We start from the raw sequence: 25,468 nt of genomic DNA, 5'->3' as shown, positions 1-25,468 counted from the left end.
TTTTAACTCCTTACTTCATAGAGCATCAGCTCTTCTTTTTTATTTATTATAATATTTGCACTTGTCATATTAATTAGGTCTTCGGAAAATTTTTCGTACCTGTCACTTCTTACGTAAAGTTCAATTTTAACTTCATCTGTATAAGACTTGTCTATAACTTGGTACTTTTCTTCGTTCAAATAATTTTCGATTTGACCTAGGATAGTATAAGACAAAATTAATTCTACTCTCAAATAGTCTCTTTTGTAAAGGGCATTGGGGCCGACTGTATCTGCCACTCCCTTGGTGTAGGCACGGATAAGTCCGCCCTTGCCAAGAAGTTTGCCTCCAAAATACCTTGTTACAACTACAGCGACATTGGTGACTTCCTCTTTTTCAAGGACTGATAACATTGGGAGTCCTGCAGAACCTTGGGGTTCGCCGTCGTCGTTATACCTTTTGATTACTGGGGTTTTGTTAATTATATAGGCTGTGCAATTGTGGGTTGCATCCTTATATTTTCCCCTAATTTCTTCTATAAATTCTATGGCCTCTTCTTCACTTTCAACGTACTTAGCTGTTGTGATGAAGACTGATTTTTCAACCTCAAACTCTGAAACCACAGTACCCTTTATTGTCTTGTAGTCATTTGTTGATGTAGGATTCATACTTACCATAGTCTCCCTTACTTATCTCAAGGTCAATAATAGTCCCCTCGTTATCATAATCTGTCTTTAGGATGTCGTAATTGGTCATAAAATAATCAAGGACTGATCCCTTAGAAAAAGGAATATGCATTCTCACTTGTTTGTAATCTTCCTTGATGACCTTTACAATCTCCTCTTTTAAACTCTCAAGGTCATTGTCATCCTTAGCCGAGATGAAAATCCTCTCATAGTCTCTTTTATACAAAGAAACCGCCGTATCATCCTTGACCCTATCCATCTTATTGAAAACGTAGATAATTTCCTTATCGTCCATCTCAATTTCGGATAGGGACTTATCTATAGTTGAAATTTGCCCTTCTATATTATTTGAAGAATCAATTACAATTAAGAGCATATCAGCAAACTTGATTTCTTCTAGAGTTGTAAGAAAGGAATCATTTAATTCCTTTGATAGGTTATCAATAAAACCAACTGTATCTGTAAGGGTGACCTTGGTATTTGAAAAATCAAGGCGTCTTGTTGACGTATCTAAGGTTGCGAAAAGAAGATCGTCAGAATAAACATATTTTTCTAACCCAAATAATTTCATCATTCCATTTAAAATCGTAGACTTGCCGGCATTTGTATAACCAACTAGGGAAATATTATAAGTGCCATCCCTGGATTTACGATTTAAACGCTTGGTTTTTTCTACATCCTTAAGGGCTTTTTCTAGGGACCTGATATCCCTTTCAATAGCCCTCCTATCGGTCTCAAGCATGGTTTCACCTGGACCTCTGGTACCAATGCCCCCTGCCTGACGTGAAAGATATGCAAACCACTTATTTATCCTTGGTAGTTGGTATTTAAGTTGGGCTAGTTTTATCTTAAGCCTTGCTTCCTTGGTGTGGGCTCTTTGGGCGAAAATATCTAAAATTAAAGATGTCCAGTCAACAACCTTGAGTTTTAACTCTTCTTCTAGGTTATATAATTGACTGGCTGATAGCTCCACATCAAATATTATGGTCTTTACTTCTAATTTATTTGCCAAATCCCTAATCTCTTCAAGCTTGCCCTTGCCAATATAAAACCTAGGGTTAACCTTAGTTACCACTTGGCTTACAAAGGCAACAGACTTTCCACCTGCAGTGTTAATCAGGGATTCTAATTCATATATTTTTATTTCTTCGTCGTCATCCTTTCCTAGGACGTTGACTTGTATAACTTCTTGCATAAAAATCCTTTCCGTTTCATTATACTTTTATCTAAAATTTAATAAAGGATGGAACTTAACCGCAAAAAATGATAAAATAGAAGTAAGTATAAATTTAAAGATTAAACGGAGGCCATATGACTAAAAAAATATTCGCTATCATATTAAAACTCCTACTTATAGTTATCCTATTTTTAGGGTCGATTATGATAGTTTTTGCAGGCATAACCGGAGGAGCAATCCTTGAAGTTATGAAGACTGCACCAGAAATAGATGCAGATGCAATCAAGTTTGAAATGAGTCAGAACTCGACTGTAGTTGACGAAGATGGCAACGAAGTTGATGCAATTGCAACAAGCCAATTTAGAGAAATAGTTCCCTATGACCAAATACCAGATAATTTAAAAAACGCCTTCATAGCTGTTGAAGACGAAAGATTTAAGGACCATAAGGGTATAGATATTATTTCTATAATTGGTTCAATGTTTGAAAATATCAAGGCAGGCGGCATTGTTAGAGGTGGGTCAACTATTACCCAACAGCTTGCTAGAAATACCTACCTTACAAACGACCAAACCTACCAAAGAAAGATTAAGGAAATATACCTAGCCCTTGAGATAGAAGACCACCTTTCAAAAGAGGAAATCTTAGGCGCCTACCTCAATAGGGTCTTTATGGGGCAAAATTCCTACGGTGTCCAAGCTGCTGCAAATACTTATTTTAACAAGGATGTAAAGGACTTAAACCTTGCCCAATGTGCGGCTCTTGCAGGTATTGTCCAATCTCCATCAGAATATTCTCTCTATAAGGCTATTAAGACAAGTGAAGTGACTGATGAGAGAGTTCTTGGAGAATTTACCATTGACGGGACAAAATATTCTGCAGTTTTTAATGATGCACCACTTAAAAGAGAAAATTATGTCCTAGATAAAATGCTAGAGCTTGGTTATATTAGCGAAGAGGAAATGGAAGAAGCGAAAAGCTTTGACATTGCCAAATCAATAGAACCTGCCGAAAGGGCAAATACAGAAATTACATCATATTTCAACACCCTTCTTGAAAAGCAAGTTGTAGCAAAACTAATGGAAACTCAAGATATGAGTGAAAACCAAGCTTGGGACAGGCTTTATTATGGCGGACTTAAGATTACAACAACCCTTGACCAAGAAATGCAAAGAAAACTTGAAGATATATATGCTAACTTTTCATCCTACCTCATGGGTGATACTTCTGGTTGGAATGTTCCTCCCCTCCTTGACATGAAATATGATAAGTGGGGAAATATTGTAAATTCAAGCGGTAGGCTCCTTTACTATGCAAGGAATAATTTCCTAAATGAAAACAACGACATCAGGCTTTCAGCCGATGATGCCCACCTTGATGATAAGGGAAATTTAGTTTTAACTACAAATAAGGCCTACCTAGACCAAACCAAGCTAGTTTTTAGAGACTACTATTCCCTAGATGAGGAAAATAAAAACCTAAGAACCCACAGGGTTGGTATGGTTGATCTTTCTTCTAATAAAAATATCTACCTAGACGATGAAGAACATATTGTTATTGCCAAAAATTATTTAGATGAAAACGAAAACTTCATAAAATCTTACCAAGACGGAACATTTTCTGTAAGCAAGGACTTTTATGCTATGGACCTAGAAGGGGTTATCCAGCCTCAATCATCATCTGTAATTATTGACCACAAGACTGGCCACATCAAGGCAATCATGGGTGGACGTGATCAAAAAGGCCAAAGGATCTTAGACAGGGCCTCATCTGTTCCCCGCCAACCTGGTTCATCAATGAAACCTCTTGCAACCTATACCCCAGCCCTTGACAATGGATTTAACCTTGCAACAGGCCTTGATGATGTACCTTTTATGATGGATGAAGATGGCAAGCCTTGGCCAAACAACGTCTATGGATACTTTATGGGAGTTAAGCCTCTAAGAGAAGCCCTCAAACTTTCCATAAATACAACTGCAGTAGCAACCCTTGACAAGGTTGGTATTGACACATCCCTACAATATCTCAAAAACTTTGGCATTATAAAAGAAAATGGCAAAGATAACTTTGTAACAAGTGATGAAAACAGGGAAACCAACGACGAAAACCTCGCAGCTATGGGACTTGGTGCCATGACAAACGGCCTTACAGCCCTAGATATGACTGGTGCCTACGCAGCCCTTGCAAATGGCGGTAAATATCTTGAGCCACTTACATTTTCAAAAATAGTTGACTCAACAGGCAAGGTTTTATTTGAAGATAAGGATAAGATTTCTCACGAGGTTACAAGTCCAGAAACAGCTTATCAAATCACTTCTGCCCTAGAAGATGCGGGCAAGTTTTATGGAAATATCTTCCTAAATGGAACAGAATTTGCTACAAAAACTGGTACAACAGATGATTATAACGACTTTTGGTGTATGGGCTATACCCCTTATTACACAGTTGGAATCTGGATGGGTTGTGATAACCAAAATATTTCCCTAACAGGTAACTCTGCTGACCGTGCAGCCCTCATGTGGAATGTGATAAATAATAAAATCCTCGAAGGATATGAACCAGCTAAGTTTGATGTTCCGAAGGGAATTATCTCTATGGAAGTTGATACCATGAGCGGTATGCTTCCAACAGAAGCTTCATATGCAGATCCTAGGGGAACTGTAAGAACAGAAATATTTGGACCAAACAACAAACCAACTCAAAAAGATGATGTACACGAATGGGCTACTGTCGATTCTAGGAACAACCTCTTAGTAAGTGAACAGACTCCTGAAGAATTCGTAACAACAAGGTCCTTTATAAATCCAAAGTCTAACTATAATCCTGCAAACTTCGGCAACATCTACCCTAGAGACTGGGCAAACAGGATGCCAAAAACCTATTCAGACCTAGGCGAAGAGAAAGATGAAGACGAGGACGAAGAAAAGGATAAGGATAAGGACAAAGATAAAAATAAAAAAGGTGAAAAAGGTGAAAAACCTGAAGGAGAAGAAAAAGAAAGTCCTCCAGAAGAAAACCCAGAACCGTAAATATAAAAAAGGGACTGCAAAAGCAGGCCCTTTTTTATGTGCAAAAATTATTTCATATAAAGTATTTAACTCAATAAAACTATATTCTTTATATTAAACTACGGTGAATTTATTATGTAGATTTTAATAGTTTTTTCCTAGAAAATCATATAAAATTGCATTAAAAAAGCCAGGCTCAAGCCTGGCATGAATTCTTATTTTTTACGGTTTTGGATTAATCCTAGGATGAATAATAAAATTACTGCACCTATTACAGCTGAAATTATTTGAGAGAATTTGCCTCCCATATAGTTTCCAAGTAGCCAGTTACCTAGGTAACCACCAAGCACACCTGTAAATATATTTGCAATACCTCCCATTTCGGCGTCTCTTTTCATTATCCTACTTGCTATCCATCCAGCAAGGGCTCCTATAATTAATGTCCAAATAAATCCTAAATTTCCCATATTTCCTCCTTTGGGTTTTATTCTTTTCTCTTTATATTTATATCCAATTTTAAATATTTTAAACATTAGCTAAAGATAGACGAAAAATCGGCCTGAATATGGTATAATAATTGTGGAAGGTGAACTATGGAAAAGATTAAAATTTTAATAATAGAAGACGAAGAAAGTATAAATAATATAGTTAAGTCCTACCTCGTCAAAGAAGGTTATGAAGTTTACCAGGCCTTTGACGGTGAAGAGGGACTTAAGAAGTTTTTATCAGAAGATATTGACCTTGTTATCCTTGATCTAATGCTACCAAAAATGCTTGGCGAAGATGTGATGAAAGAAATTAGAAATAGGTCATCAGTACCAGTAATCATGCTATCTGCCAAGGTTGAAGAGGACGATAAGGTCACCGGCCTAAGGCTTGGGGCTGATGATTATGTAACCAAACCATTTTCAGCAAGAGAGCTTATAGAAAGAATCAAAGCAGTCCTTAGACGTATTGAAAAATACAATATCCCTAGGGCTGACATTATTAAAACCCTTGACGGTAGGCTTGAAATGGATCTTGAATACAACAGGTTTTTTAAGGATGGTGTGGAAATTTACCTTACTAAAAATGAATTTTCTATCCTTAAAACCCTATTTTCAAATCCTAACAAGATTTATACCAGGGATGAGATTATAGAAATTACCTTCGGTTATGACTACGATGCCTATGACAGGGCCATTGATACCCACATCAAAAACATCAGGCAAAAAATCGAAGACAATCCAAAAAAGCCAATGTATATTAAAACCATCTACGGTATGGGTTATAAGTCTGGCGGTATAGATGACTACCCTCAAGAATAAGATAATAAAAAACTTTATAGCAGGAATCTTATCCTGTATCCTAGTTTTTTCTATCCTTATTACCCTCCTTGTTACGATCAACTATAATGACCTTTTTAAGGCTATCGATGATAAGAGGCCCAAGGAAGTTGTAGAGCAATTCACAAGGTTAAACAACGATCCAAATATAAGCGGCCAGTCTATGTGGGCTTATCTATCGAATATGGCCTTAGACCAAATGGTTGATATAAGATATTACGATGAAAATAATAATTTAATCAAGGAATTGAAGGGCCGTGACGAGTCAGACCACTCGAAAATTTTGACCAAGGAATATAGTTTTATCGATGAAAATAACAATTCCAAGGCAGGAAAGATTGAAATTTACTACAATAGAGACTACACTGGCGTAAATGAAATGAAAGGCAATTTTACCCAGGCAGTTTTATATGCGATTACAATTTCTCTGGCCATTGGTCTTGTAATTGCTATAATTCTTTCGACAAATATTTCAAAACCAATTATCTCTATTGACGAATCAACAGTTGCGATCAAAGAAGGTAACTATGATGTAATAGTAGAAGATTCTGACATTCAGGAAATAGAAAGCTTAAGGGATAATATAAATTACCTATCAAACAACCTAAAAAAACAGGAATCGATAAGAAAGCAATATGCCCAAGACATTTCCCACGAGCTTAGGACTCCCCTCACCAACCTCAAACTCTACATTGAGGCTATGAAAGACGGTGTTGTGGATGCTGATCCAGCGACTTTAGATCTTTTATCGAATGAAATTATAAGACTTGAGGGCCTTGTAGTAGGTCTTAAAAACACCTTTGACGAAAATGTGTCCTACGCTATTTTATCAAAATCTAATGTTAATATTACTGAATTAATCGAAAATATTGCATCTACCTTTCTTGCCAAGACGAGATTAAATAATATAACTATAGAAACCCACCTTGACAGGGATGTTATATTTTCAACTGACAGAGATAAGCTAACACAGATTATCCAAAACCTTGTCTCAAACGCTATCAAGGCAATTGGTAAGGACGGCACCATTGATATCCACCTTAGAGAAACTGACAAGGAAATTATTATAAATGTAATTGATACTGGTATAGGTATCGAAGAAGATAATATACAAAGAATTTTCGAAAGATTTTACAGGGTTGAAGATTCTAGAAATACAAAGGAAAATGGTGTTGGCCTCGGCCTTGCCATTACAAAAAATTTCGTCGAAGCCCTATCCGGCAAGATTAAAGTAAAATCAAAGCTTGGCGAAGGCAGCGACTTTGCTATAATTTTTGAAAAAAACAACAGGATGACCAATGACAAGAAGAAAGAGAAATTACTCTAGAAGAAAAACAGAAAATACAAGAAGGAAAGAGAAAAGGCCTAGTCAAATCAGGATTGTAAAAGATGATGACAATCTCACTCCTAGAGAAATATCTAGGAGAAAAAGAGCCAGGCGTGAGAGAGAAAGAGTCTACAAAAGGCGTAGGATAATCCTCTCTGCCCTTGCAATTTTAATTATTGTAATCCCTAGCTTTTTTATAATAAGAAGGCTAAATACCTATGCTAAAACTGGCTATCCAGCCTTCAGAGATGAGGTCCTTGATGACCTATCCAAAACAGCCTTCATCTCCTCTACCGAAGGCAGAAGCTTAACTAGCGCTGAGAAAAACGCTGACTTTGATGTACTCTATGAAACCATCGTTAAAAATTTTGCCGTTGATAAGTCAAATGCAGAATCTTTTGGAGAATTTAGTAAAAAAAGCGATGAGTACAGAAAAAAAATTACTAGCTCAAAGACCGACCAAGATTTCTTTATGCTTTTGGGTGAATATTTGAGCCTAATAAATGACTCCTACACCAAGATTTTGGATAAGGATAGCTACACCGACTTATTTAACTACTATAAAAACAAAACCGGATCTTCTATGAAGGAAATTTTGGAAAATCCTCAGGTTGTCAACCGCTACAAAAGAATAATAAACGATAAAAATGTAAGCGAGGCTTCTGTAGGTATTGAAAGCGGCTATGTTTTAAGAATTTCCCTACCAAATTTTAGGGTAAATGACCTTAAAAAAATTATCGATGAAGTAATAAAAAATGTAACAGCAGCTCCTGGTATTTCAACTATGATAATTGACTTATCTGATAACAATTCGCTTAATAATTTATTTGTAAACGAATTTGCCAAGTATTTCATCAACCAAGACTATACCAAAGAAGACTTGATTTTCTACAGGGGAACCTTGATTGAAAACAATCTAAAAGATATAAAGGCTGACGAAAATTCAGCCTACCAAACTGCATTTGTAAAAAATCTTTCTAGTAAATATAAGGAAAAAATAGAGCATTACGACCTTAACCCTTATATGTACTACGACCAGGTTTCCTTAAAAATAAAAAAAGACCAGACATTTGCATCGAGAAATATTTATATTTTGACAAATTCAAATACAGCTAATGAAGCAATCAAGCTTGCTTCAATCTTTAAGGAATCATCAAATGCCTATGTAGTGAAAAACGCACTCGATCCAAATCCTACTGCGGAAGATAGGATTTATGAGTTTCCACCATCTCTTTTCGTCCTTGACCATTCAGGGCTCATTATTTCCTTAAATACAGCCAGGGCCGAAAAACCAAATAGGTATCTAGAATACAACCAAAGAATAAATTCAAAATACCCAATCTTATCAATGCTTTCAATCATTAGATAAATGGACAAAGAAATAGACCCTCTTGGGTCTATTTTTTATGCTTATCTAAAGTTTTTTAAAGCGAATTCTTCACCTTTTCTACCAGCTATTGCTGATATTGCTAGGGCTGCGATTAGGCCTAGGAAGGTTAGAACTGAACCAATAGATACTGCATTTGATGCCTTGTCAGCACCTTTTTTAGCTTTTTCTACTGTCTCGTCTGCAGTAATTTTTGCTTCCTTAGCAAGTTTGTTAATCTCATCGCTTGCTTGGTTGATTGCCTTGCTTGTTTCAACAGATGCCTTATCAAGTTCATCATAGATGTTCTTGCCGATTTCTTTAGCTTCTGCTTCGCTTAGTTGTGAATTTTCTGCTACTGCACTTGCTATAGCATCTTCATCTGCTGCATTTGCAATTGTTTCAGCTTTCTTAGAAAGTGATTTTGTTAGCTTATCAATTTCTGATCCGGCGCTTTCTGGATTTAAAGCTATTGACTTAACAGCTGCAGCGATTTCATCCTTACTTTCCTTTACTTGACCTTCAAGGTAGTCAGGTTGAAGTTCCTTAACATCTGTGTCAGCTAGGTATTTTTCAAGGTTTGCTTGAAGTTTTTCTGTATCTACATCTTTGATGCCTTCACCAACCTTATCAACAGCTGTCCCAATTGCTGAGCTTGCAGCATCTCCTGCACCGCTTAGAGCAGATCCTGCTACATTTGAAGCGCCTCCTGCTATAGCTCCTGCTGCTTGGCCTGCAATGCCAAGAGTTGTTGCTACTGCGTTAAATACTAGGGTGAATAGTAGTAAAACTGTTACTGCCCAAGTAATTGCTCCGTGAAGTAGACCTGTCGATCTTGCTGCATAACCTGCTACAAAACCACCTGCGCAAAATGAAACTATAAGGGTAATTGCTGTCCAAAGGCCAGTGAAAAATCCGATTCCTGCAAATGGGTTAGCTGATGTTGCAGAAAAGATTCCAAAGCCTAGGGCTGCTGTTAAAAGGCTTAGTACAGTAAATACTGCAGCGCCTGAAACTGCTCCTGCTATGATAGATCCCCATGAAAGGTTTCTACCCGCTTCTAGTTTGCCTTCTCTTTCGATGGCAATATCTCTTCTTCTTTCTTGGCGATTTCTTCTAAGATTTTCGCCTTGGTTTTGATTATTTATATCTGTCATAATTCCTCCTAATTACATATTTACAAAATTACGATGTAGGCACATTATACCAGACCTTAAAATAATTTAAAGTTTTTTGCAAATTTCTTTAATATCTTATTAAAAAACCAAATTATCTCTAAGTATCTCTGAAACCATATCCCTACCTTTGTGCATCTTTTTAATATTTTTTATATCAAGTATTATAACTTTTTCCCTCAATAGCTTATTGCGGGCCGCATCTGTAAGGTAGTTTGAATTTATAATTAAAACTGGGATTAAATCATCAGCCCCGCCCCTAAAATCCTTTAGCATTTTAGAAATTTCTTTTTTTGATACCTTGTGACCATACTCGTAATTTCTTATTTCTAGGGCAAAACGCTTGTCATTCTTTTTGGCATAGAGGTCAAAACGATGACTTCTTTGGTATTGTTCTTGGTAAGGCTCAACCCTATAACCTGCCCTTCTAAAGGCCTCTGAAATAAATTCCTGGCTTGATAGGTCAAAGTGGATTTTCCTTAGGGCTCTTAATAGACCTTCAGGATTTATTTTAAAAATCCCCTTGTATTGAATCTTTTCATCAGCTTGCCTTTTTATGTCAAAGCCCACAAGCAGACCCTCAACCACGTTAAAATTCCCATGGGCAATAGCATTTCTAACGTGTCGTAGAAGGCTCATTGTTTTTGTCTCCCCATCTGCCAAGGTCATGGCGATTTTTTGATCATTTGGGCAAATTCCTTCCCTAAAATCATCTACTATTGACTTTTTTATAGCATCTGTGAAAAGTACATCCTCATCCCTTAGCTTCATAGCAGCCATCAATTCAACAAATACGTAATCATCGTATTCCATATTGGTAAGGAGGTCCTCTTTTTTAGCCTGCTCAGAATTTATATTTGGCACATACCACAAGAGGTATTTAATGGCCTCATCAAGGTTGGGATCAAGCTTAATAGGCACATCTTCATGTTTTATCTGGTATTTTATTTTATTTTTACATCTTTGAAGTTCAAACTTCTTTGTTAATTCCATACTATCCCTTAATTTCAATCTGTTTTTTCTTCTTCCAAATAGCCTCTATCTCTCCCCTATAGAAAATATCTATGGTCATATCAAAGGCGGATGGTTTCTCATCTTTATAAATATTTCCTATCCCATAAAAGTGAATGATACCTTCCCCATAGGCTTCTTCTATAATATCAAAGGTGTAGTCCTTAAATTCATCTAAAGTTAATTTTTTAGCCTCTTTCTCAAAACCTACTATCCTCACAGGACAATCCATATTAGTTTCTATATCTATGAGGTCATGGCAGATGATTTTTGGATTATCTATGGCCAAATTCTTGTCATTTTCAAAAATAACCATACTTGCTAGGCTTATTTCAAGGTCCTTTTCCCTCCTCTTGATATCGAAAATTTTCGAATCATGGAGGCTAAATACTGCCCTGTAGGGTTTTAAAATCATATATTCTCCTTATTGTTTTAAGGCTATTACAAAGTTTCCGTCCCTATTTTCGACCACCTCTATGTCTATTGCTATGTCCTTAGCGTAGAGTTTTGCGAGATATAGACCCATGCCTGTTGATTTATGAATCTTGTCAACTTCGCCTGTGAAGGCCTTTTCAAAGATAAAAGCTATATCCTGGTCTGCAACCTTTGGTCCGTTATTTCCTATATAAAGATTTTTACCCTTATTAGTGATGTTTATAACGCCATCACAATATTTAATAGCATTTGAAATAATCTGGGAAATGATAAATACCAGGGTATTTTTATCTGTAAATACTTTTACTTCTCCCACATCTTCCTTAATTATAATCCCCTCTTCTGCAATCAATGGATAATAGGCCTTGATGGCTTCATCTAGACATTCTCTAATGAGGACATCTTCCATCTTGTAATCTTTTTTGTTGGCATCGACTCTTGCGTAGTAAAGGATTTGGTTGATATAATTTTCTATATTTGTGTTGGCAAGACTAAGTTTATCGAGGCTTTCCCTGTCAAAATCATTTTTGTGGTTTTCAAGAAATAAATTTGCAAAGGCAAGTGGAGTTTTTATCTCGTGGGCCCACATTTCTATAAAATCCCTATAAGAAATAAGCTTGGCCCTAGACTCTTCAAGTCTCTTATCCTTAATCTTTATAGTCCTTTGAAAGTCTTCAAAGATTTGTCCATAGTCATGGCCGAATTCTGCCACAAGCATATCCTTGGCCATAAAGGAATTATTTAGCAAAAATTCCTCAAGGAGGGCCTTTTTCTTTTCATTTTTCTTTTTAATTGATCTTAGAATAAAGGCAAGGGCCAAAATTGTAAATAAGAGGATAAATATTATGAAATTTCTTATTAGGCCCGGACTTATTAGGTAGATTAAAAAAATAAATAAGGCATCCAAGGCTAGGAAGGCAATTATCCAAAGAAGTCCGTCTTTTAATGTGCTAGTCATCTATCTCTCCTAGGCCGTAACCCTGGCCCCTCTTGTTGTAGATATTATAAGGGCCCAGGTTTTTAAGTTTTTTTCTTAACCTTGTTATATTTACTTGAAGGATGTTTTCGTCAATATAAATTGTAGACCAAACCGCCATCAAAAGTTCATCCTTTGTGACAATTTGAGGGTAGGATTCCATTAGTTTTTTTATTATGTCGGCTTCAGTTTGGGGCAAAATTAAGTAAGCTTCTTTGTAAGATAATTTACATGTTGATAATTCAAGGCTTAAGTCCCCGACACTTATAATATCTTGGAAATGGTCAAAAAGATCTAAAAGCTTTTCCATCCTCAAAATTAATCTCCTTGTATCAACTGGCTTTGCCAAATATTCATCAGCTCCGATTTCAAGGCCTTTGATTTCATCTTCAATCCCAACCCTCGATGTAAGCATCAAAACTGGGATATTTGACTTTTCCTTTATTTCCTTACAAATATCGAAACCAGAAATCCCAGGTAGGTTTATATCCAAAATTACAAGGTCAGGCCTCATTTCAAGGGCAATCTGACTTGCTATCAAGAAATTATCCACACTTTCTACTTGATAGCCATTTCTTTCTAAAAATTCCCTTAGTTCTTTTAAGAGGTTTCTGTCATCTTCAATTATTAAAATCTTCTTCATAATTAAGTATCCTTTCGTAGCTCATCCTTAGAATAAACCTCAAAAATAGGCCTATTAAGACCAAAATCCCAAGACTAATTAGGGACAAGGTCCCTATAATTTTACTAAGCTTTAATTTTGAAAATATATCCATTGTATATGGTATGTTGGTAAATAAAAATATTGACACAATAATTGAAACAAGGCCCACAGTGAGAAAAAGCGTTGTATATTCCTTTTTAATTATAGACCTAATTTCTTCCATATCTTGGCCCATGAGGCTTAGGATTCTTAATTTTTCCTTAGACTTTTCAAAGAGCATGAAAATCCTAATTGTAAAAAAGCTTAGACCTGCCAGGATAAAAATCAAACTCAAATAAAAATAGGTATATAGGTTTTCTGTAATCTTAGATATAGCATTTTTCGCCTGCCAGATGTAGGATTCGTACTTATATCCCCTGTCTATGAAAGCCTGTCTTAACATATCTGACCCCTTAGAGAAACCAAAGGAGTTTACAAAATCTTTTCTCAAATTCACATTGTAGGCAAAGGGAGCCTTATCTCCTATGAGATTTTGATATACTTTATCATTTACAACAACCATGCTTGAAAGGCTAATCACATCATTGGAAAAAATTTTATTTGACATAAGAAGGGGTATTACCTTAAATTCCTCGCCTCCTAGCTTTATAAATAAGCTTTCTTTGGAAATGGTATCTTCTAAGGCGTATTTTTCATTTTCGTTACTTGCTAAAAGGATGGCTTCCTTATCCCCCAGGCTAAACACGCTCTTATAAATATTTTCGAAAGAGGATTCCTTAAGTAAAAATCGTGGCTCAAAGAAAAAATCATTTTTAGTAGACCTATCAAGACTAATATTTGCCCTAACCAAATTGTAAATTTCACTCGTGTCAATATCCCAATACTCATAACCATAAACCGGATAAATTTCCCCTATCATTTGGCCCATGTCTTGGTCTTTCGATAAATTATCTATCTTTTCCTGAGATTCATAGAGTGTAAAGTCTGCTGGTCTTTCTAAGGCATTTCTGGATGCCATACTTGTTAAAATTGTGTACGCAAGGATATAGGTCCCTACAATTAGCATAAAACTTGTAAATAAGAGGGAAGCCTTGTCTTTTTTGAAGGTTAGGCTCAAACTTTTCCTTACAATCAAATCCCTCTCGCTGGTCTTTTGGAGAATTTTTGATAATATAAAAAAAAGTATAAGCAAAAATATACTTATAAGACTTAGTAGGAAGAGTAAATCTTCCCAAAAATAATCATAATTTAAAATTGTTCCTAGTAAAAATAAAACTAGGGCCAAAAATAGAAAGGAATCAGACCTTGACCTTATCTCGCCCCTAAAAATCTCATCTGGATTCTTCTTATAAAAATCTCTCACAATTGTGTGAATTGATAGGCTGTTTAAAAACAAACTTATAACCAGAGTCAAAATAATGGCCTTAAATGATAGGCTGAAATTATGGAAAGTCAGACCCAGACTTAGGACCTTTACAGTCAAAAGGTTTATAAATTCATTGATGAAAATAGATATGGATAGGCCCAAAATATTTGCCCTCATAAGGTCTTTTAGGGAATCCTTAAAAAGAAGCTTAAATAACTTCTTTTGTCCTAGCCCTTCTGCCATCAAAAGTCCAATGTCGTTTTTCCTCTCGCTTATCAAGTAAAAACTCGCATAATAAATCAAAATAAAAATAAAAATTAGGGAAATTATGTAAATCAGCCTAACTGTATCTAAAAGATAATACCTATTTTCCTCGTAGATATAGGAAAAAACTTCCGACTTATCGATGGATAAAATTATGTAGGATGTTATGGAAGAAATTATTAAGATTAAAAGATAAAGTTTTGTGCTAGATTCATTTCTTTTCATCTGAAAAACTTCCTATCTGCGTTTTCAATTCTATGTAAGAATTCTTCCCTAGACTCATTTTCCTTGCGCCTTAGCTCGTTATAAATCTTGCCGTCATCTAAAAATAAAACCCTATCTGTAAAAGAAATCGCTCTTGTGTCGTGACTTGCCATTATTATTGATCTTTTGTGAACCTTATTAAAAGTTTTTAAAAGTCTTAGGACATTTGCGCTAAGCTTGCTATCCAGAGAACTTGTTGGCTCATCGGCAAGGATAATCTTTGAATCTTTTATCAATGCCCTTGCTATACCTACCCTTTGCTTTTCCCCTCCAGAAAGACTTTCCGGATAAGAATCAAGTATGTCCTCAATTTCTAAAATCTTTGCAATTTCTAAGACCCTTGCCTTATCAATTGGCTTATTAGCAATATTTAAAGGCAAAATTATATTTTCATAAGCTGTGAGAATATCAATCAGTTTAAAATCTTGGTAAATATAAGAAATCACATTTTTCCTATAGGAAGAAATCGCCCTCCTCTTAAAGAGTGAAATATCCCTATCATAATAGGAAATAGAGCCCTTGTTAAAGGACCCTATGCTTGCTATACAATTAAGGATAGTAGTCTTACCTGAGCCAGACTTGCCCATTAGGCCTAAAAACTCTCCTTCAAGAAGGTCAAAGTTTAGCTGGGATAAGACCCTTTTGTCTTCCTTACTATAATATTTTTCAAGATTTTCTACTTTTAAAATTCTCTCAAATTTCATTGCTTACCTTTGTTTTTTATTTGACCTAAATCATCAACCCTTGTATAGGTATCTTTTAGGTCTAGGAGTTTTTCGTATATTTCATTAACATCTGTAGTTTCTGAAACAAGAACTTCCTTCCATCTTCCTTGGCTATTGTCGGTGAAAGATTCTAGCCAATTTCCCTCTAGGTCGTAAATATCATAAGAGCCCTTGTTTAAATCATCAAGGCAAGTCACCTTATAGGTGTCGCCAATTTTTTCGATACCTTTGTCATAGCCACTTAGGAATTTTTCGTAAATCCAATGTTCATTACTAGAAATAATAGAAGGCTCTTTTGGATTTTTGCTGTAATCAAAAGTATCTGTGTAATAAATTTTTTTACTTGGATCTATCCAAAATCTTTCATTGCCTTTTCTAAAAAAGATTGTATCATCAAGTCTACCGCCAATTTCAATTTTATTTTCCTTATCACTAGCCTGTATTCTTTTGTAAGACTCACCTGTGTCTACATTTGTAATTTCGAATACAGCCACGCTTGGATTTTTGTCCTGGTGGTTTAGAATTTTTTCTACAAATTCTTTCTCCACTCCTTCTACTTGACCCAAGTATTCTTCCACCTTGGCCTTCTTGTCCCTTAGTTCGTTTTCATAATCTTTTTGTCCTATAGAACCAGATGCCTTTAGAAAAATACCTCCAAAAACTATTAGGCCTATAAGTAACATTTCTTTTATATGTTTCATAATATCCTCCTTATCTTTATGTTAATTTAATAATAACACGAAATAAGGAAAAATTTAATTACAAGTTTTGTAAGTATTCTTTTGCTCCACTTAGGTCTAGGATATTTTCTATAATATAAATAACTTTCAATGAATCAGGCACAAGGACCATAAACTTATTCAAGGAGATATAGCCTTCTATAAGTCTTGGATTTTCGCTTAGAAAAGCTTGTATATCAGAGTCTTCAAGGGGATTTTGCCTTAGATCTTCAAAATCTTTTTTGATTTTCGGTCCCAATATGGTTGATGACTTATCTTCGACATAATAATCAAAGGACTTTGTTTTTATATTTAACATAAGGGCTAGGGTCTTATTGACTTTCGTTGACCTAAAAGTCCTAAGGCCAGTCTTGCCATCAAGGTCTACAAAGTGATAGGTTTCATCAGAGATTTCTTCGCCCAATTTATGAATTATTTCTTTTATTTTTTCATCAAGGTCAATCTTCGACGGATTTAATAAAATTTCTTCCATCTTTTCCCTTACTTCTCCGCTAATTTCAAATCCGCCCGTTCCTGCAAAGCTCCTAGCGTTTGCCTTTTCAGAAAGGCTTACCCTGATTTTTCGAGTCTTGTGGTTTATAGCTTCGATTTTCCATACTTGACCAGAAAGATAAATCCTATCTGCCACCCTTAGATTTTCTCCAAGTTCAATTTCTCCCAAGGTTGCCTTGTCAGTTTGGACTCTGTAAGTTTTTTTCGCCACAAATTGGTTATAAAAAGAACCCATTGTCATTAATTTTTCAGCTTCCATACCGACTATATATTGACCGTCAATTTCTTCTACAAAATCTTTTTCTAAAAGATATTTAGTTAGGGTCATAAATTCTTCGTCAGAAATATCTATAAAAGATTTTAAATCTTGGTTTAATTTATAATATTCTTCTATATGTAAGCCGTTTTTTTCAAGTAGGGTCGCTAGAACTTGGTGGGCAAAAATATCGTAGGATTTTTTTGGGACGTCTATCTTATCAAGCTTTCCTTCCTCAAAAAGCATCAAGGAAGTCAAGGCTTGGGCTAGATCCCACTTATCAGTGGAGATTTGATGGATGACTGATTTACGAGTTCTTCTTCCTGACCTACCGAGCCTTTGGGATAAAGATAAAACTGATGCTGGAGATCCTACTTGGATAACTTGGTCAACCGCCCCTATGTCAATTCCAAGTTCTAAGGTAGATGTTGCTACAATTATAAAATCTTGCCTGCTAGTTTTGGCAAAATTTTCAATTTCTGTTCGCTTTATCTTTGAAATTGAAGAATGGTGAGAAAAAACCTTAATGTCATAGGGATTTTCTGCCACAAGTTTTTTTAGCAAATAGGATAGCTTTTCAACCTTGGCCCTGGAATTTGGAAAAACAAGGGTAGATTTTCCAAGACTATATGCCAAAATTTTCTTGGCGATTTCTTCGTTTACATCTTGGCATTCTATATAATCAAGACTAGTCACTAAGTCATTTTTTGACCTATCTAGAAGGATATTAGTATCTCTCCCATTTAGGATAAAACTTTTGGCTAGGTCGTAGTTTTTATCACCTATAGTTGCAGAAAGGCCCAACATTCTAGGAATTTTTTCTGTATAATTTTGTATTCTCACAAGGAGAGACTTCAATTGAAGGCCCCTATTTGAATCCAAAAATCCGTGGATTTCATCAACTATAATAAAATCTAGGTCCTTAAATAGAACTTCTGCCCTTCCCTTATCTGAAATTAGCATAGCTTCCAGGGATTCTGGAGTTATAAGTAAGATGCCAGAAGGACTTTCCACAAGCTTTTCCTTTTGGCTGGCTGATGCCTCTGAGTGCCAGCTAGTAACCCCTATATCAAGGTCTTCGCACATTTCAGTGATTCTTTTAAATTGGTCATTAATAAGGGCAATCAAAGGTGAAATGTATAAAATTTTCAGCTTATTTTTAATATCTTGTGACTGAGAAATAGCTGGCAAAAAGGCTGCCTCAGTTTTCCCAGATGCTGTTGGAGCTGCAAGGATTAAATTATTTTCCGAACTATATACGTGCTTGATTGCTGCATCTTGAATCTTTGTAAGTGATGGCCAGCCTTTTTCGTAGATATATTTCCTCATATCCCTAGATAATAGGTCATAAGTCTTTGTCATATCACTTCTATTTCGTCATCTAGGTTGTCAGGGTCTTTTGAAACTGGAAGTAGGTTTCCAAATTTATCAGCTAAAAGATCAGCAATTTCTGTATTAGGATTTTGCCTTTTTATGTCAAGGATTTCTATAAAATCCTTTATCACTGCCCTTGGGGTCAAAAACTCATCTGCTCCTGGCCTATTTAGCTGGCCTTCCATGTAGGAAATAATTTCACCACTTGTTATGGATATTTGTGTTTTATAATGAGTGTTGTAAATATTTACCAGATTTTCAAGGAGGGTGTAAATTTCTTCGTCTGTTAGTACTTTAAGGCCGAGGACGGTTTTGTTGGTATTTACAAAATCACTATCCATAGAAGCTTCGCTTCCAAGCCTGCCCTTTAGGGCACCATAGGAAGCTAGACCCCTCGATTCGTCAAAAACAGTCTTTCTTGTCGCCCCGAAATTAATAAACAAACCCTTGGCTTGGTTTGATTTACATTCGTTGTAAATATTTAAAATCTTTTCATAATTTCTTTCCCTGGTTGTGGCGTGTGGGAGTTTATAGAGATTTACCGCCTCATCAAAATTTATCACAAAGCCAGCATAGCCAATTTCTTGGAAAAGCTCGGCAAGATTTTTTATAGCCTCAAAATAATTATCGTCATTTATTATTTCATTTATGCCCAAGTCTTTTTTAGCCTCTGTCTTTGTGGTAATATCTCCCCTTATCCACCTCATGGCCTTAAGCTTTAGGATCCTGTTATTGGTGATAAAACCTTCATAATAGGTTGAAATGGCCTGGCCTAGTTCATAAGAAAGACCAACCGACCTAAATTTTGCCAGGGTTTCAAGGATAATTCCTATCACCTCATCCTTATATTCTCCTGCCATTAGGTCTTTTAAATCATAGGCCTTATCAGAACTTAACATGGCAAAAATATTTGAAATCCATTCTTCAAAAATAATTTCAATTACATTGCCAGTCCTGGCGTTTTTTGTCTTGAGGTTTTCAATAATTGTAGAATATAAGTTTACAGCCTTCCTGTCTGTCGCATAAAATCTTCTTGATGGATTTAGGTCAATAGTTGAGGCAACAAAATTTTTTGAAAGGGCTAGGTTTTCTATGGTTTTTAGCATAAAAGACTTGCCAGACCCGAAATCACCAACCCAAAACCTCAAGTCAGAATCTCCATTTTCTATATTTGCCAAAATCTTTATAAGCTCGTCAACTTCAGCCTTCCTGCCTACAAGGAGGTGTCCAAGACCAATGTCTGGCACAACTCCCGCCTCAAGACTTCTTATAATAGTGCTCGCTTCTTTTGGATTTATCCTATCCATCAATTAACTCCTTTACCATTTCCACATAAAACTCATCAATAAGGATTCTGTCATCCTCAATTACTAAAGTCTGGTCATTTATATATTCATATAATTCGTCATTAATATTATTAATAAAAACATTCAAGAAAAGCCCCTCTTCCATAGCAAGATTTGTAGCTTCGCCCTTTGAAATAAAGCCTTCCTTCAAGATTTTTTCTAAAAAAGATTTTGCCCATGGGGAAATTTTATCATTGGCAATTTGATTTTTTTCACTTTCATCAGCACTTCCAATTCCTTCTAAAGTTTCTTCATCTTTTGAAAAGTCATCATCCCCACCAACAAAATCATTTATGGTTTCAACTGTCTTTGACAAATCTTTCCTAGATTTTTTTACAAGGCTTTTATCAAGTTTAATCCTCTTAGCCTTAATTTCCCTTAGGTCTAAAATATCTGAAACAAGGTCAATATCGAAGTTTCTCTCCTTAATTAGATCTAAAAAATCTTGGTAATTTTCTTCCCTTATAATTTCAAAAAGAACTTTTTTATCCTTAGGCCTTTGCCTAGAATTTTTAAAAATATAAAAAAGTGCCAAAACTACTGTCGGGGTAAAATCAGCTTTTAGTAGATTGTCCAAAATTTCTCCAAAATTTTCCCTATTCTCAAAAGACCTTAGGATTTCTTCTTGACGATCTAGGGCCAAACTTTCTATAAAAGCGGCTATATCATTAGATTTCTGAGAATTATCCTTAAGGTATCCTAGATAAATCTCTTCTATTTTTTTATCTTCCAAATTATCCAGGTAAACTAATTGATATTCCATAAAAATTATCAAAATGTCATCGCATTGGTTTTCTAAGAGAATATCAATAGCCTTTTGGGTTTTAATCTCAGCTAGGAAGGAAAAATACCCCCTCACATTAGCTTCTGTAATTATAAATAGGCTATCCAAAAGATTTTTTGAAAGTGTGTATGGCCTGGCATAAGTTTTTATAATATCACTATTAATTTCAGGATTGGAAAATACCAATTTCAAACTTTTAAGGAATAAATTTATTGTCAGGTCTGCCAAATTCGGATTTTCCCAAAGGACATTTCGCCTTTGACTTAATTGGAGTAAGGCCCTTTCCTCATCCTTTTGAAAATCATACCTATCACGAAGTTTTCCATCCATATCCCAAAATACAGCCACTTTCCCACTTGAAGTTAGGTTGTAAAAATCAATTACATCCTTGTTAAGGCTTGGGAATTTTTTTAGAAATTCTTCAGCAACAGGCCCAAAAAGAGGCTCTAAATCTCTATTAATAAGACTTTTTATGTTCCTATAGATCCTTGCCGACTTTTTTTCATGATAGGGATCTATAAAATCTTCTACATAATCACGGGCTAGGACGTAAAGTTGGTTATAAAAATAAGGAGATTTTGTAATCTTCACTTCCTTTTCGCCAAGTCTTGCAAACTTTATATAAAGCTTCAAACTCTGCGATTTAACTTGGCTAGGCACATCTATTAGATTTCCTGTAAGCCTTAGTTTCGAAACATAATAACCATCATTTTTCTCTCCTATGTCAAGGTTGATAGAAGCTTTGATATGTTCAGTATTAATTTTTCTTTTAATTTTCTTTTTATCTACATCTTTGATATCATTAAGTAAATTTTCAATCAAAGCCTTAATATCTTCCATAGTACCTCCTGTTTCTAGCTTATGTATCATTATACTGCTGTAAGGAGCTTTTCTAAAGGCAAAAAATTCCAATAAAAAAAGTGCCGAAGCACTTTTTTACTTAGTAATTATCTTCATTAGGTCATTTACAGATGAATCGTAAACTGGACCAAACCTTAACATATATTTCATTAAAATATAGAGCCTATAGAAGTTAAGACGTTGTTGATAGCCTTCATCAAGTGGCATTAGGTCTTTGTATTCCTCATAAAAGGCCTTTCTAAAACCACCGAAAACTGTTGAAACTCCAATATCAAATTCCCTATCACCATACAGTGGAGATGGGTCAAAGACGATTGGTCTTTCGTCTTCATCAAACATAAAGTTTCCTGCCCAAAGGTCGCCGTGGAGTAAAACTGCCTCTGACTTATGTTTATCAAGTTCTCTTTCTATAACAAACCTTACTTCTTCGTACCTAATTCTATCCTTATCATCCCAAAGCTTGGTTTTAATAAGCATATCTCTTAGTTTGTCCATTCTTTCGAAAAGGAAAACTTCCTTCCAAGTGTCTTTAAATTCATTGTCAAAATCACAAGCTGTCCCTATAAATGGATAAGGAAAACCAAATCTCCCATCAGGACTTTTAATCTTGTGAATATCTGCAATAACCTTGGCTAAATCTTCTTGGCTACCAGCCCTTTCTTCGTGGTGGTAGGTCATAAGTAGATAGGCAGACCCATCTATATCCCCACTTGCGAGGGCTCTAGGCGCAAAAATTCCATTTTCTTCAAACAATTTAAGGCCGGCTTTTTCACATTCAAAAAATGAAGCATCTTTGTTTTTATGGACCTTCATAAAATAAGATCCACCGTCAGCCTCAAGCTTGTAGGAATCATTCACATCCCCACCTTCAATTGGACTGATATTTGTTACATTATTAATAGGTAATAATTCTATAATTTTTTCCATAATATCCCCTATTCTTTCTTTACTTATAATTTACTATCTTTTTTAAAATTTACTAGAAAATCCCCAAATCATAAGAGATTAGGGGATTATAATTACTTATTGTTGTAACATTTTTTCTGCTTTTTGGATTAATTTTTCTGACTTAGCCATCAATGCTAAAAGTTGGTCTTTGACTTTTTCTACCTTTTTTGGAGAAGTTTCAAATAAGAGTTTAACCGCAGCAACTTGTGTCTTATTTTCGCTTATAGATTTCTCTAATTTCTTTCTTTGTTCCTCGGTTAGTTTCTTATCTTTCTTTGGACTTTCTTCAACATCAGCTTTGCCAAAGTACATTGTGTAATCTCCGACAATTCCTGTAGCATTTGAGCCTGAATTATTTGCATATCCAAATTCAACACCTACATAATTTAATCCACCAGAATAAATTATGCTTAGGCCCATATGGTCGTATTCAGGATCTAGGATGATGTGGAGGTGGGCATTTCCATTATTATAAACACCATTTGATTCTTTTAGAAGTTCGTATTCGCTTTTGCCACCGTAGTTTGCCCTCTTGCCATAAGCCCATTGATTAAAGGCTTTATCTGGAGTATAAGAATCAGAGTTATTTGCGAGTATTTCTGCATAAGTTCTTGTACCACTTGGAAGCACGGCTGTAGCACAATCACTACCGTCAGGTCTTTGGTGAGAAAGTCCTGTAAGACTAACTTCATACATCCTTTGGATGGCTATTCTTTCAAGGTCTGTAGACCATTTTGTCCTATTGATGTAGGCTTCTTTTGATGTGATTCCCTTTGTCTTTAGATATTCTCTTAACTTCATATTTTTTGGATTTGAGTCAGCATCAGATATATATGGTACATTTTCATCCCACATTTTTCCTCTAAGTTCTCTGATTGCAGCCAAAGCAGCAGACTTATTTGCCTCATCTTGCTTTAAATTTAAAGTGACAGCCTTAGATTCAAAATTTTTAGTAGATACGCCAAAATCAAGTTTTTCGCTTGCATAAGCGATTTTTTCACATTGTGGGTTTACAAAACCAAGGCTATTTACTGATAAGCTTGCTAATAAAGCTATTGCAAGGACTTTTTTTGTATTTTTCATGACTTCTCCTTTATATTTATTACTTATATTATAACATAATTTGATTTTATAACAAAGTATTTTATTATAAAATCCTACTAAAATCTCAAATTATTGACCATCAAAAAATTTCAATATATCATTATAAACCATTTTTTTATCGGTTTCATTTAGGATTTCATGTTTCATATTTTTATAGACCTTATTTTGGATATTTCTATAACCAATTGATTTTAAAAAATCAAGACTGGACTTAATTCCCTTATCTCCCTTGGTTATAATGTCATCTTCGCCAACCATATTATAAATTTGTAAATCCTTATTTTTACACTCATATGTGGATTTTCGGCCTAATTTTTTATTAATCTCTACTAAGACCCTTGAATACCCTGTCTTAAACTTAAAAATCCTAAGTGGGTCATTAGCTTTTATTCTAATATTTTCTTCATCGTAGGATATAAAATCCAAACCCTTTGCTCCAACGAGAGCGTCAATCAACCTACTTTCTCCCTTATCTCCAAAGAAAAAACATCCTATATTAAAGAAAAATAAGGCTAAGGCTGATAGTGGATTTGTAGGGACAGTTCCAGTTAAAATAAGTTTGTCTAGTAAATCATCATTTTTCCTTATAAATAATCTAGCAAGCATAGATCCCATTGAATGGCCTAGCATGTAATATTTTAGGCCTGGATATTCTTTTTTCATGTATTTTGCAATCATTATCTCATCGTCCACGATTTCTTCTGCCCTTTTCATATAACCATTTGGATAGGCTGTTGAAATTGATTTGCCGTGGCCTCTATGATCTCCTATTACAACTATGTAGCCGTTTTTATTTAAAAAGTTTGCAAAATCCAAATAATTTCCCGAATGTTCTGCCACTCCATGGATTAGTTGGACTATGGCCTTGGGATTTTTGCAGCTTAGGATTCTTACAAAAGAATCAAAACCATCGGTATTTGTAAGGTAGACTTCTTCATAAAAATCCTCTTTTCTAACAGCCTGCCTTTTAAAATATTTGCTTGTCATATTTAATGACTTGTAGCGAATTTCCTTTATCAAATAATAAATTTGTGGAATAAGTGATATTAAGATAATAATATTAATATTAATAAGAGTTTTAATCATTAGCATATCCTCCCTTCAGCCTTTTTTAAGTCTTCACTTCCCTTATATTCAGCACTAGTTTTTATAATAATTTCTACAGCCTTGACCATATTTTCAAGACTCATAGAAGCCATATTCCTCTTATCTAAAACCTGGGCTGGTAAATATGGGACATGGATAAAACCTGCCGAAATATTTTTGTATTTATCTGCAAAATATAAATCATTATACATAATAAAATTACAAACATAGGTCCCAGCTGAGTTTGAGATTGATGCTGGGATTTGATCTTTCCTGAGATTTTCAACTATCGCCTTAATTGGCAGTGTCGAAAAATATGCATTTTCCCCATCCCATCTTATTTTTTCATCAATAGGCATCTTACCATCATTATCAGCAATCGAAGCATCTGCTATATTAATAGCCACCCTTTCTACTGTAATATCAGTCCTCCCGCCTGCTTGGCCAAGAGAAATGATTATATCTGGCCTTGTTTGGATAATTTTCTTTTCAAGTATATCTGCAGTTCCAACAAACTTTGTAGGAAGCAAGAGTTTTTCTAGTTTATGACCATCAATTTCATCTCCTAGCTTATCTAAGATTAGACTAGCCGGATTTATTTTCTCGCCTCCAAAGGCATCAAATCCTGTAATTAAAATTTTCATAATTCACCTCTATATTTATTTACCATAAAGTGTCAGTTTTTAAACAAAATAAAATAATTTTATAGTATAGTGATAAAAAAAGGAG

Annotated in this window: 22 protein-coding genes; 4 read left to right on the top strand and 18 right to left on the bottom strand. The window is 35.1% G+C overall.

The genetic code is table 11. The features are described 5' to 3' along the window. Nucleotides 1-2: 2 nt before the first annotated feature. Nucleotides 3-647: a YigZ family protein gene (locus J2Z38_RS01235; protein ID WP_209771464.1), complete on the bottom strand. Its 645-nt coding sequence runs from the start codon at nt 645-647 to the stop codon at nt 3-5. Further along, nucleotides 625-1,860, bottom strand: coding sequence for a GTPase HflX (gene hflX, locus J2Z38_RS01230; protein WP_209771462.1), 1,236 nt, complete (start codon nt 1,858-1,860; stop codon nt 625-627). The genes J2Z38_RS01235 and hflX overlap by 23 nt, the downstream gene beginning before the upstream one ends. A 116-nt stretch (nt 1,861-1,976) precedes the next feature. On the opposite strand from hflX, the gene J2Z38_RS01225 reads away from it, so the two are divergent. Next, a complete protein-coding gene (locus J2Z38_RS01225) occupies nt 1,977-4,871 on the top strand; it encodes a transglycosylase domain-containing protein (RefSeq protein ID WP_209771460.1) in 2,895 nt (964 codons plus the stop codon). Between the two features lie 194 nt (nt 4,872-5,065). Here the strand turns inward: J2Z38_RS01225 and J2Z38_RS01220 are convergent, their stop codons facing one another. Further along, a complete protein-coding gene (locus tag J2Z38_RS01220; RefSeq protein ID WP_209771458.1) occupies nt 5,066-5,317 on the bottom strand; it encodes a GlsB/YeaQ/YmgE family stress response membrane protein in 252 nt (83 codons plus the stop codon). A gap of 126 nt (nt 5,318-5,443) precedes the next feature. On the opposite strand from J2Z38_RS01220, the gene J2Z38_RS01215 reads away from it, so the two are divergent. Genes J2Z38_RS01215 through J2Z38_RS01205 form a run of 3 tightly spaced genes read left to right on the top strand, consistent with a single transcriptional unit; the run spans nt 5,444 to nt 8,871 of the window. Next, nucleotides 5,444-6,157 carry a response regulator transcription factor gene (locus tag J2Z38_RS01215; RefSeq protein WP_209771456.1) on the top strand — a complete coding sequence of 238 codons (714 nt, stop codon included), beginning with the start codon at nt 5,444-5,446 and terminating at the stop codon, nt 6,155-6,157. After that, nucleotides 6,138-7,502 (top strand): sensor histidine kinase, encoded by a 1,365-nt coding sequence (locus J2Z38_RS01210; protein ID WP_209771454.1) that lies wholly within the window; start codon nt 6,138-6,140, stop codon nt 7,500-7,502. The genes J2Z38_RS01215 and J2Z38_RS01210 overlap by 20 nt, the downstream gene beginning before the upstream one ends. Next, nucleotides 7,474-8,871, top strand: coding sequence for a peptidase S41 (locus J2Z38_RS01205; RefSeq protein WP_209771452.1), 1,398 nt, complete (start codon nt 7,474-7,476; stop codon nt 8,869-8,871). The genes J2Z38_RS01210 and J2Z38_RS01205 overlap by 29 nt, the downstream gene beginning before the upstream one ends. Before the next feature lie 41 nt (nt 8,872-8,912). Here the strand turns inward: J2Z38_RS01205 and J2Z38_RS01200 are convergent, their stop codons facing one another. The 15 genes from J2Z38_RS01200 to pcp form a co-directional block, all read right to left on the bottom strand. Continuing rightward, a complete protein-coding gene (locus J2Z38_RS01200) occupies nt 8,913-10,025 on the bottom strand; it encodes a TIGR04086 family membrane protein (RefSeq protein WP_209771450.1) in 1,113 nt (370 codons plus the stop codon). Between the two features lie 99 nt (nt 10,026-10,124). Beyond that, a complete protein-coding gene (locus J2Z38_RS01195; RefSeq protein WP_209771448.1) occupies nt 10,125-11,036 on the bottom strand; it encodes a restriction endonuclease in 912 nt (303 codons plus the stop codon). Between the two features lies 1 nt (nt 11,037). Continuing rightward, nucleotides 11,038-11,469: a hypothetical protein gene (locus J2Z38_RS01190; protein WP_209771446.1), complete on the bottom strand. Its 432-nt coding sequence runs from the start codon at nt 11,467-11,469 to the stop codon at nt 11,038-11,040. Between the two features lie 9 nt (nt 11,470-11,478). Continuing rightward, nucleotides 11,479-12,447, bottom strand: coding sequence for a sensor histidine kinase (locus J2Z38_RS01185; RefSeq protein WP_209771443.1), 969 nt, complete (start codon nt 12,445-12,447; stop codon nt 11,479-11,481). Continuing rightward, entirely contained in the window at nt 12,440-13,108 is a 669-nt protein-coding gene (locus J2Z38_RS01180) for a response regulator transcription factor (RefSeq protein ID WP_209771441.1), read from the bottom strand. The genes J2Z38_RS01185 and J2Z38_RS01180 overlap by 8 nt, the downstream gene beginning before the upstream one ends. Continuing rightward, the gene (locus tag J2Z38_RS01175; protein WP_209771439.1) at nt 13,086-14,984 is read right to left on the bottom strand and encodes an FtsX-like permease family protein; all 1,899 of its coding nucleotides are present in this window, start codon (nt 14,982-14,984) and stop codon (nt 13,086-13,088) included. The genes J2Z38_RS01180 and J2Z38_RS01175 overlap by 23 nt, the downstream gene beginning before the upstream one ends. Beyond that, the gene (locus J2Z38_RS01170) at nt 14,981-15,727 is read right to left on the bottom strand and encodes an ABC transporter ATP-binding protein (protein ID WP_209771437.1); all 747 of its coding nucleotides are present in this window, start codon (nt 15,725-15,727) and stop codon (nt 14,981-14,983) included. Before J2Z38_RS01170 ends, J2Z38_RS01175 begins: the two co-directional genes overlap by 4 nt. Then, nucleotides 15,724-16,449, bottom strand: coding sequence for a hypothetical protein (locus J2Z38_RS01165; RefSeq protein ID WP_209771435.1), 726 nt, complete (start codon nt 16,447-16,449; stop codon nt 15,724-15,726). Before J2Z38_RS01165 ends, J2Z38_RS01170 begins: the two co-directional genes overlap by 4 nt. A 58-nt stretch (nt 16,450-16,507) precedes the next feature. Beyond that, nucleotides 16,508-18,598: a DEAD/DEAH box helicase gene (locus J2Z38_RS01160; protein ID WP_209771433.1), complete on the bottom strand. Its 2,091-nt coding sequence runs from the start codon at nt 18,596-18,598 to the stop codon at nt 16,508-16,510. Continuing rightward, nucleotides 18,595-19,917: an ATP-binding protein gene (locus J2Z38_RS01155; RefSeq protein WP_209771430.1), complete on the bottom strand. Its 1,323-nt coding sequence runs from the start codon at nt 19,915-19,917 to the stop codon at nt 18,595-18,597. The genes J2Z38_RS01160 and J2Z38_RS01155 overlap by 4 nt, the downstream gene beginning before the upstream one ends. Then, the gene (locus tag J2Z38_RS01150) at nt 19,910-21,580 is read right to left on the bottom strand and encodes a tellurite resistance TerB C-terminal domain-containing protein (protein WP_209771428.1); all 1,671 of its coding nucleotides are present in this window, start codon (nt 21,578-21,580) and stop codon (nt 19,910-19,912) included. Before J2Z38_RS01150 ends, J2Z38_RS01155 begins: the two co-directional genes overlap by 8 nt. A 96-nt stretch (nt 21,581-21,676) precedes the next feature. Then, entirely contained in the window at nt 21,677-22,528 is an 852-nt protein-coding gene (locus tag J2Z38_RS01145) for a fructosamine kinase family protein (protein WP_209771426.1), read from the bottom strand. A 96-nt stretch (nt 22,529-22,624) separates the two neighbouring features. Further along, nucleotides 22,625-23,632, bottom strand: a complete 1,008-nt coding sequence (locus J2Z38_RS01140) for a CAP domain-containing protein (protein ID WP_209771424.1) — start codon at nt 23,630-23,632, stop codon at nt 22,625-22,627. Nucleotides 23,633-23,722: 90 nt separating this feature from the next. Continuing rightward, complete coding sequence (locus J2Z38_RS01135) at nt 23,723-24,739, bottom strand: alpha/beta fold hydrolase (protein WP_209771422.1); 1,017 nt, start codon at nt 24,737-24,739, stop codon at nt 23,723-23,725. After that, the gene (pcp, locus tag J2Z38_RS01130; protein ID WP_209771420.1) at nt 24,739-25,383 is read right to left on the bottom strand and encodes a pyroglutamyl-peptidase I; all 645 of its coding nucleotides are present in this window, start codon (nt 25,381-25,383) and stop codon (nt 24,739-24,741) included. Before pcp ends, J2Z38_RS01135 begins: the two co-directional genes overlap by 1 nt. Nucleotides 25,384-25,468 lie beyond the last annotated feature (85 nt).

Source organism: Anaerococcus degeneri, from assembly GCF_017874475.1.
Taxonomy (GTDB): domain Bacteria; phylum Bacillota; class Clostridia; order Tissierellales; family Peptoniphilaceae; genus Anaerococcus; species Anaerococcus degeneri.
The sequence above is the reverse complement of the archived record's forward strand: the minus strand, read 5'-3'. Positions and strand labels throughout refer to the sequence as shown.

Excerpts from the sequence above, each read along its gene's own strand:
- J2Z38_RS01160 (WP_209771433.1), bottom strand. The coding sequence starts at position 18,598 with ATGACAAAGACTTATGACCTATTATCTAGGGATATGAGGAAATATATC.
- J2Z38_RS01225 (WP_209771460.1), top strand. The coding sequence starts at position 1,977 with ATGACTAAAAAAATATTCGCTATCATATTAAAACTCCTACTTATAGTT.
- pcp (WP_209771420.1), bottom strand. The coding sequence starts at position 25,383 with ATGAAAATTTTAATTACAGGATTTGATGCCTTTGGAGGCGAGAAAATA.
- J2Z38_RS01220 (WP_209771458.1), bottom strand. The coding sequence starts at position 5,317 with ATGGGAAATTTAGGATTTATTTGGACATTAATTATAGGAGCCCTTGCT.
- J2Z38_RS01200 (WP_209771450.1), bottom strand. The coding sequence starts at position 10,025 with ATGACAGATATAAATAATCAAAACCAAGGCGAAAATCTTAGAAGAAAT.
- J2Z38_RS01215 (WP_209771456.1), top strand. The coding sequence starts at position 5,444 with ATGGAAAAGATTAAAATTTTAATAATAGAAGACGAAGAAAGTATAAAT.
- J2Z38_RS01135 (WP_209771422.1), bottom strand. The coding sequence starts at position 24,739 with ATGATTAAAACTCTTATTAATATTAATATTATTATCTTAATATCACTT.
- J2Z38_RS01235 (WP_209771464.1), bottom strand. The coding sequence starts at position 647 with ATGAATCCTACATCAACAAATGACTACAAGACAATAAAGGGTACTGTG.
- J2Z38_RS01170 (WP_209771437.1), bottom strand. The coding sequence starts at position 15,727 with ATGAAATTTGAGAGAATTTTAAAAGTAGAAAATCTTGAAAAATATTAT.
- J2Z38_RS01190 (WP_209771446.1), bottom strand. The coding sequence starts at position 11,469 with ATGATTTTAAAACCCTACAGGGCAGTATTTAGCCTCCATGATTCGAAA.
- J2Z38_RS01150 (WP_209771428.1), bottom strand. The coding sequence starts at position 21,580 with ATGGAAGATATTAAGGCTTTGATTGAAAATTTACTTAATGATATCAAA.
- J2Z38_RS01205 (WP_209771452.1), top strand. The coding sequence starts at position 7,474 with ATGACAAGAAGAAAGAGAAATTACTCTAGAAGAAAAACAGAAAATACA.
- J2Z38_RS01210 (WP_209771454.1), top strand. The coding sequence starts at position 6,138 with ATGACTACCCTCAAGAATAAGATAATAAAAAACTTTATAGCAGGAATC.
- J2Z38_RS01185 (WP_209771443.1), bottom strand. The coding sequence starts at position 12,447 with ATGACTAGCACATTAAAAGACGGACTTCTTTGGATAATTGCCTTCCTA.
- J2Z38_RS01175 (WP_209771439.1), bottom strand. The coding sequence starts at position 14,984 with ATGAAAAGAAATGAATCTAGCACAAAACTTTATCTTTTAATCTTAATA.
- J2Z38_RS01140 (WP_209771424.1), bottom strand. The coding sequence starts at position 23,632 with ATGAAAAATACAAAAAAAGTCCTTGCAATAGCTTTATTAGCAAGCTTA.
- J2Z38_RS01195 (WP_209771448.1), bottom strand. The coding sequence starts at position 11,036 with ATGGAATTAACAAAGAAGTTTGAACTTCAAAGATGTAAAAATAAAATA.
- J2Z38_RS01155 (WP_209771430.1), bottom strand. The coding sequence starts at position 19,917 with ATGGATAGGATAAATCCAAAAGAAGCGAGCACTATTATAAGAAGTCTT.
- J2Z38_RS01165 (WP_209771435.1), bottom strand. The coding sequence starts at position 16,449 with ATGAAACATATAAAAGAAATGTTACTTATAGGCCTAATAGTTTTTGGA.
- hflX (WP_209771462.1), bottom strand. The coding sequence starts at position 1,860 with ATGCAAGAAGTTATACAAGTCAACGTCCTAGGAAAGGATGACGACGAA.
- J2Z38_RS01180 (WP_209771441.1), bottom strand. The coding sequence starts at position 13,108 with ATGAAGAAGATTTTAATAATTGAAGATGACAGAAACCTCTTAAAAGAA.
- J2Z38_RS01145 (WP_209771426.1), bottom strand. The coding sequence starts at position 22,528 with ATGGAAAAAATTATAGAATTATTACCTATTAATAATGTAACAAATATC.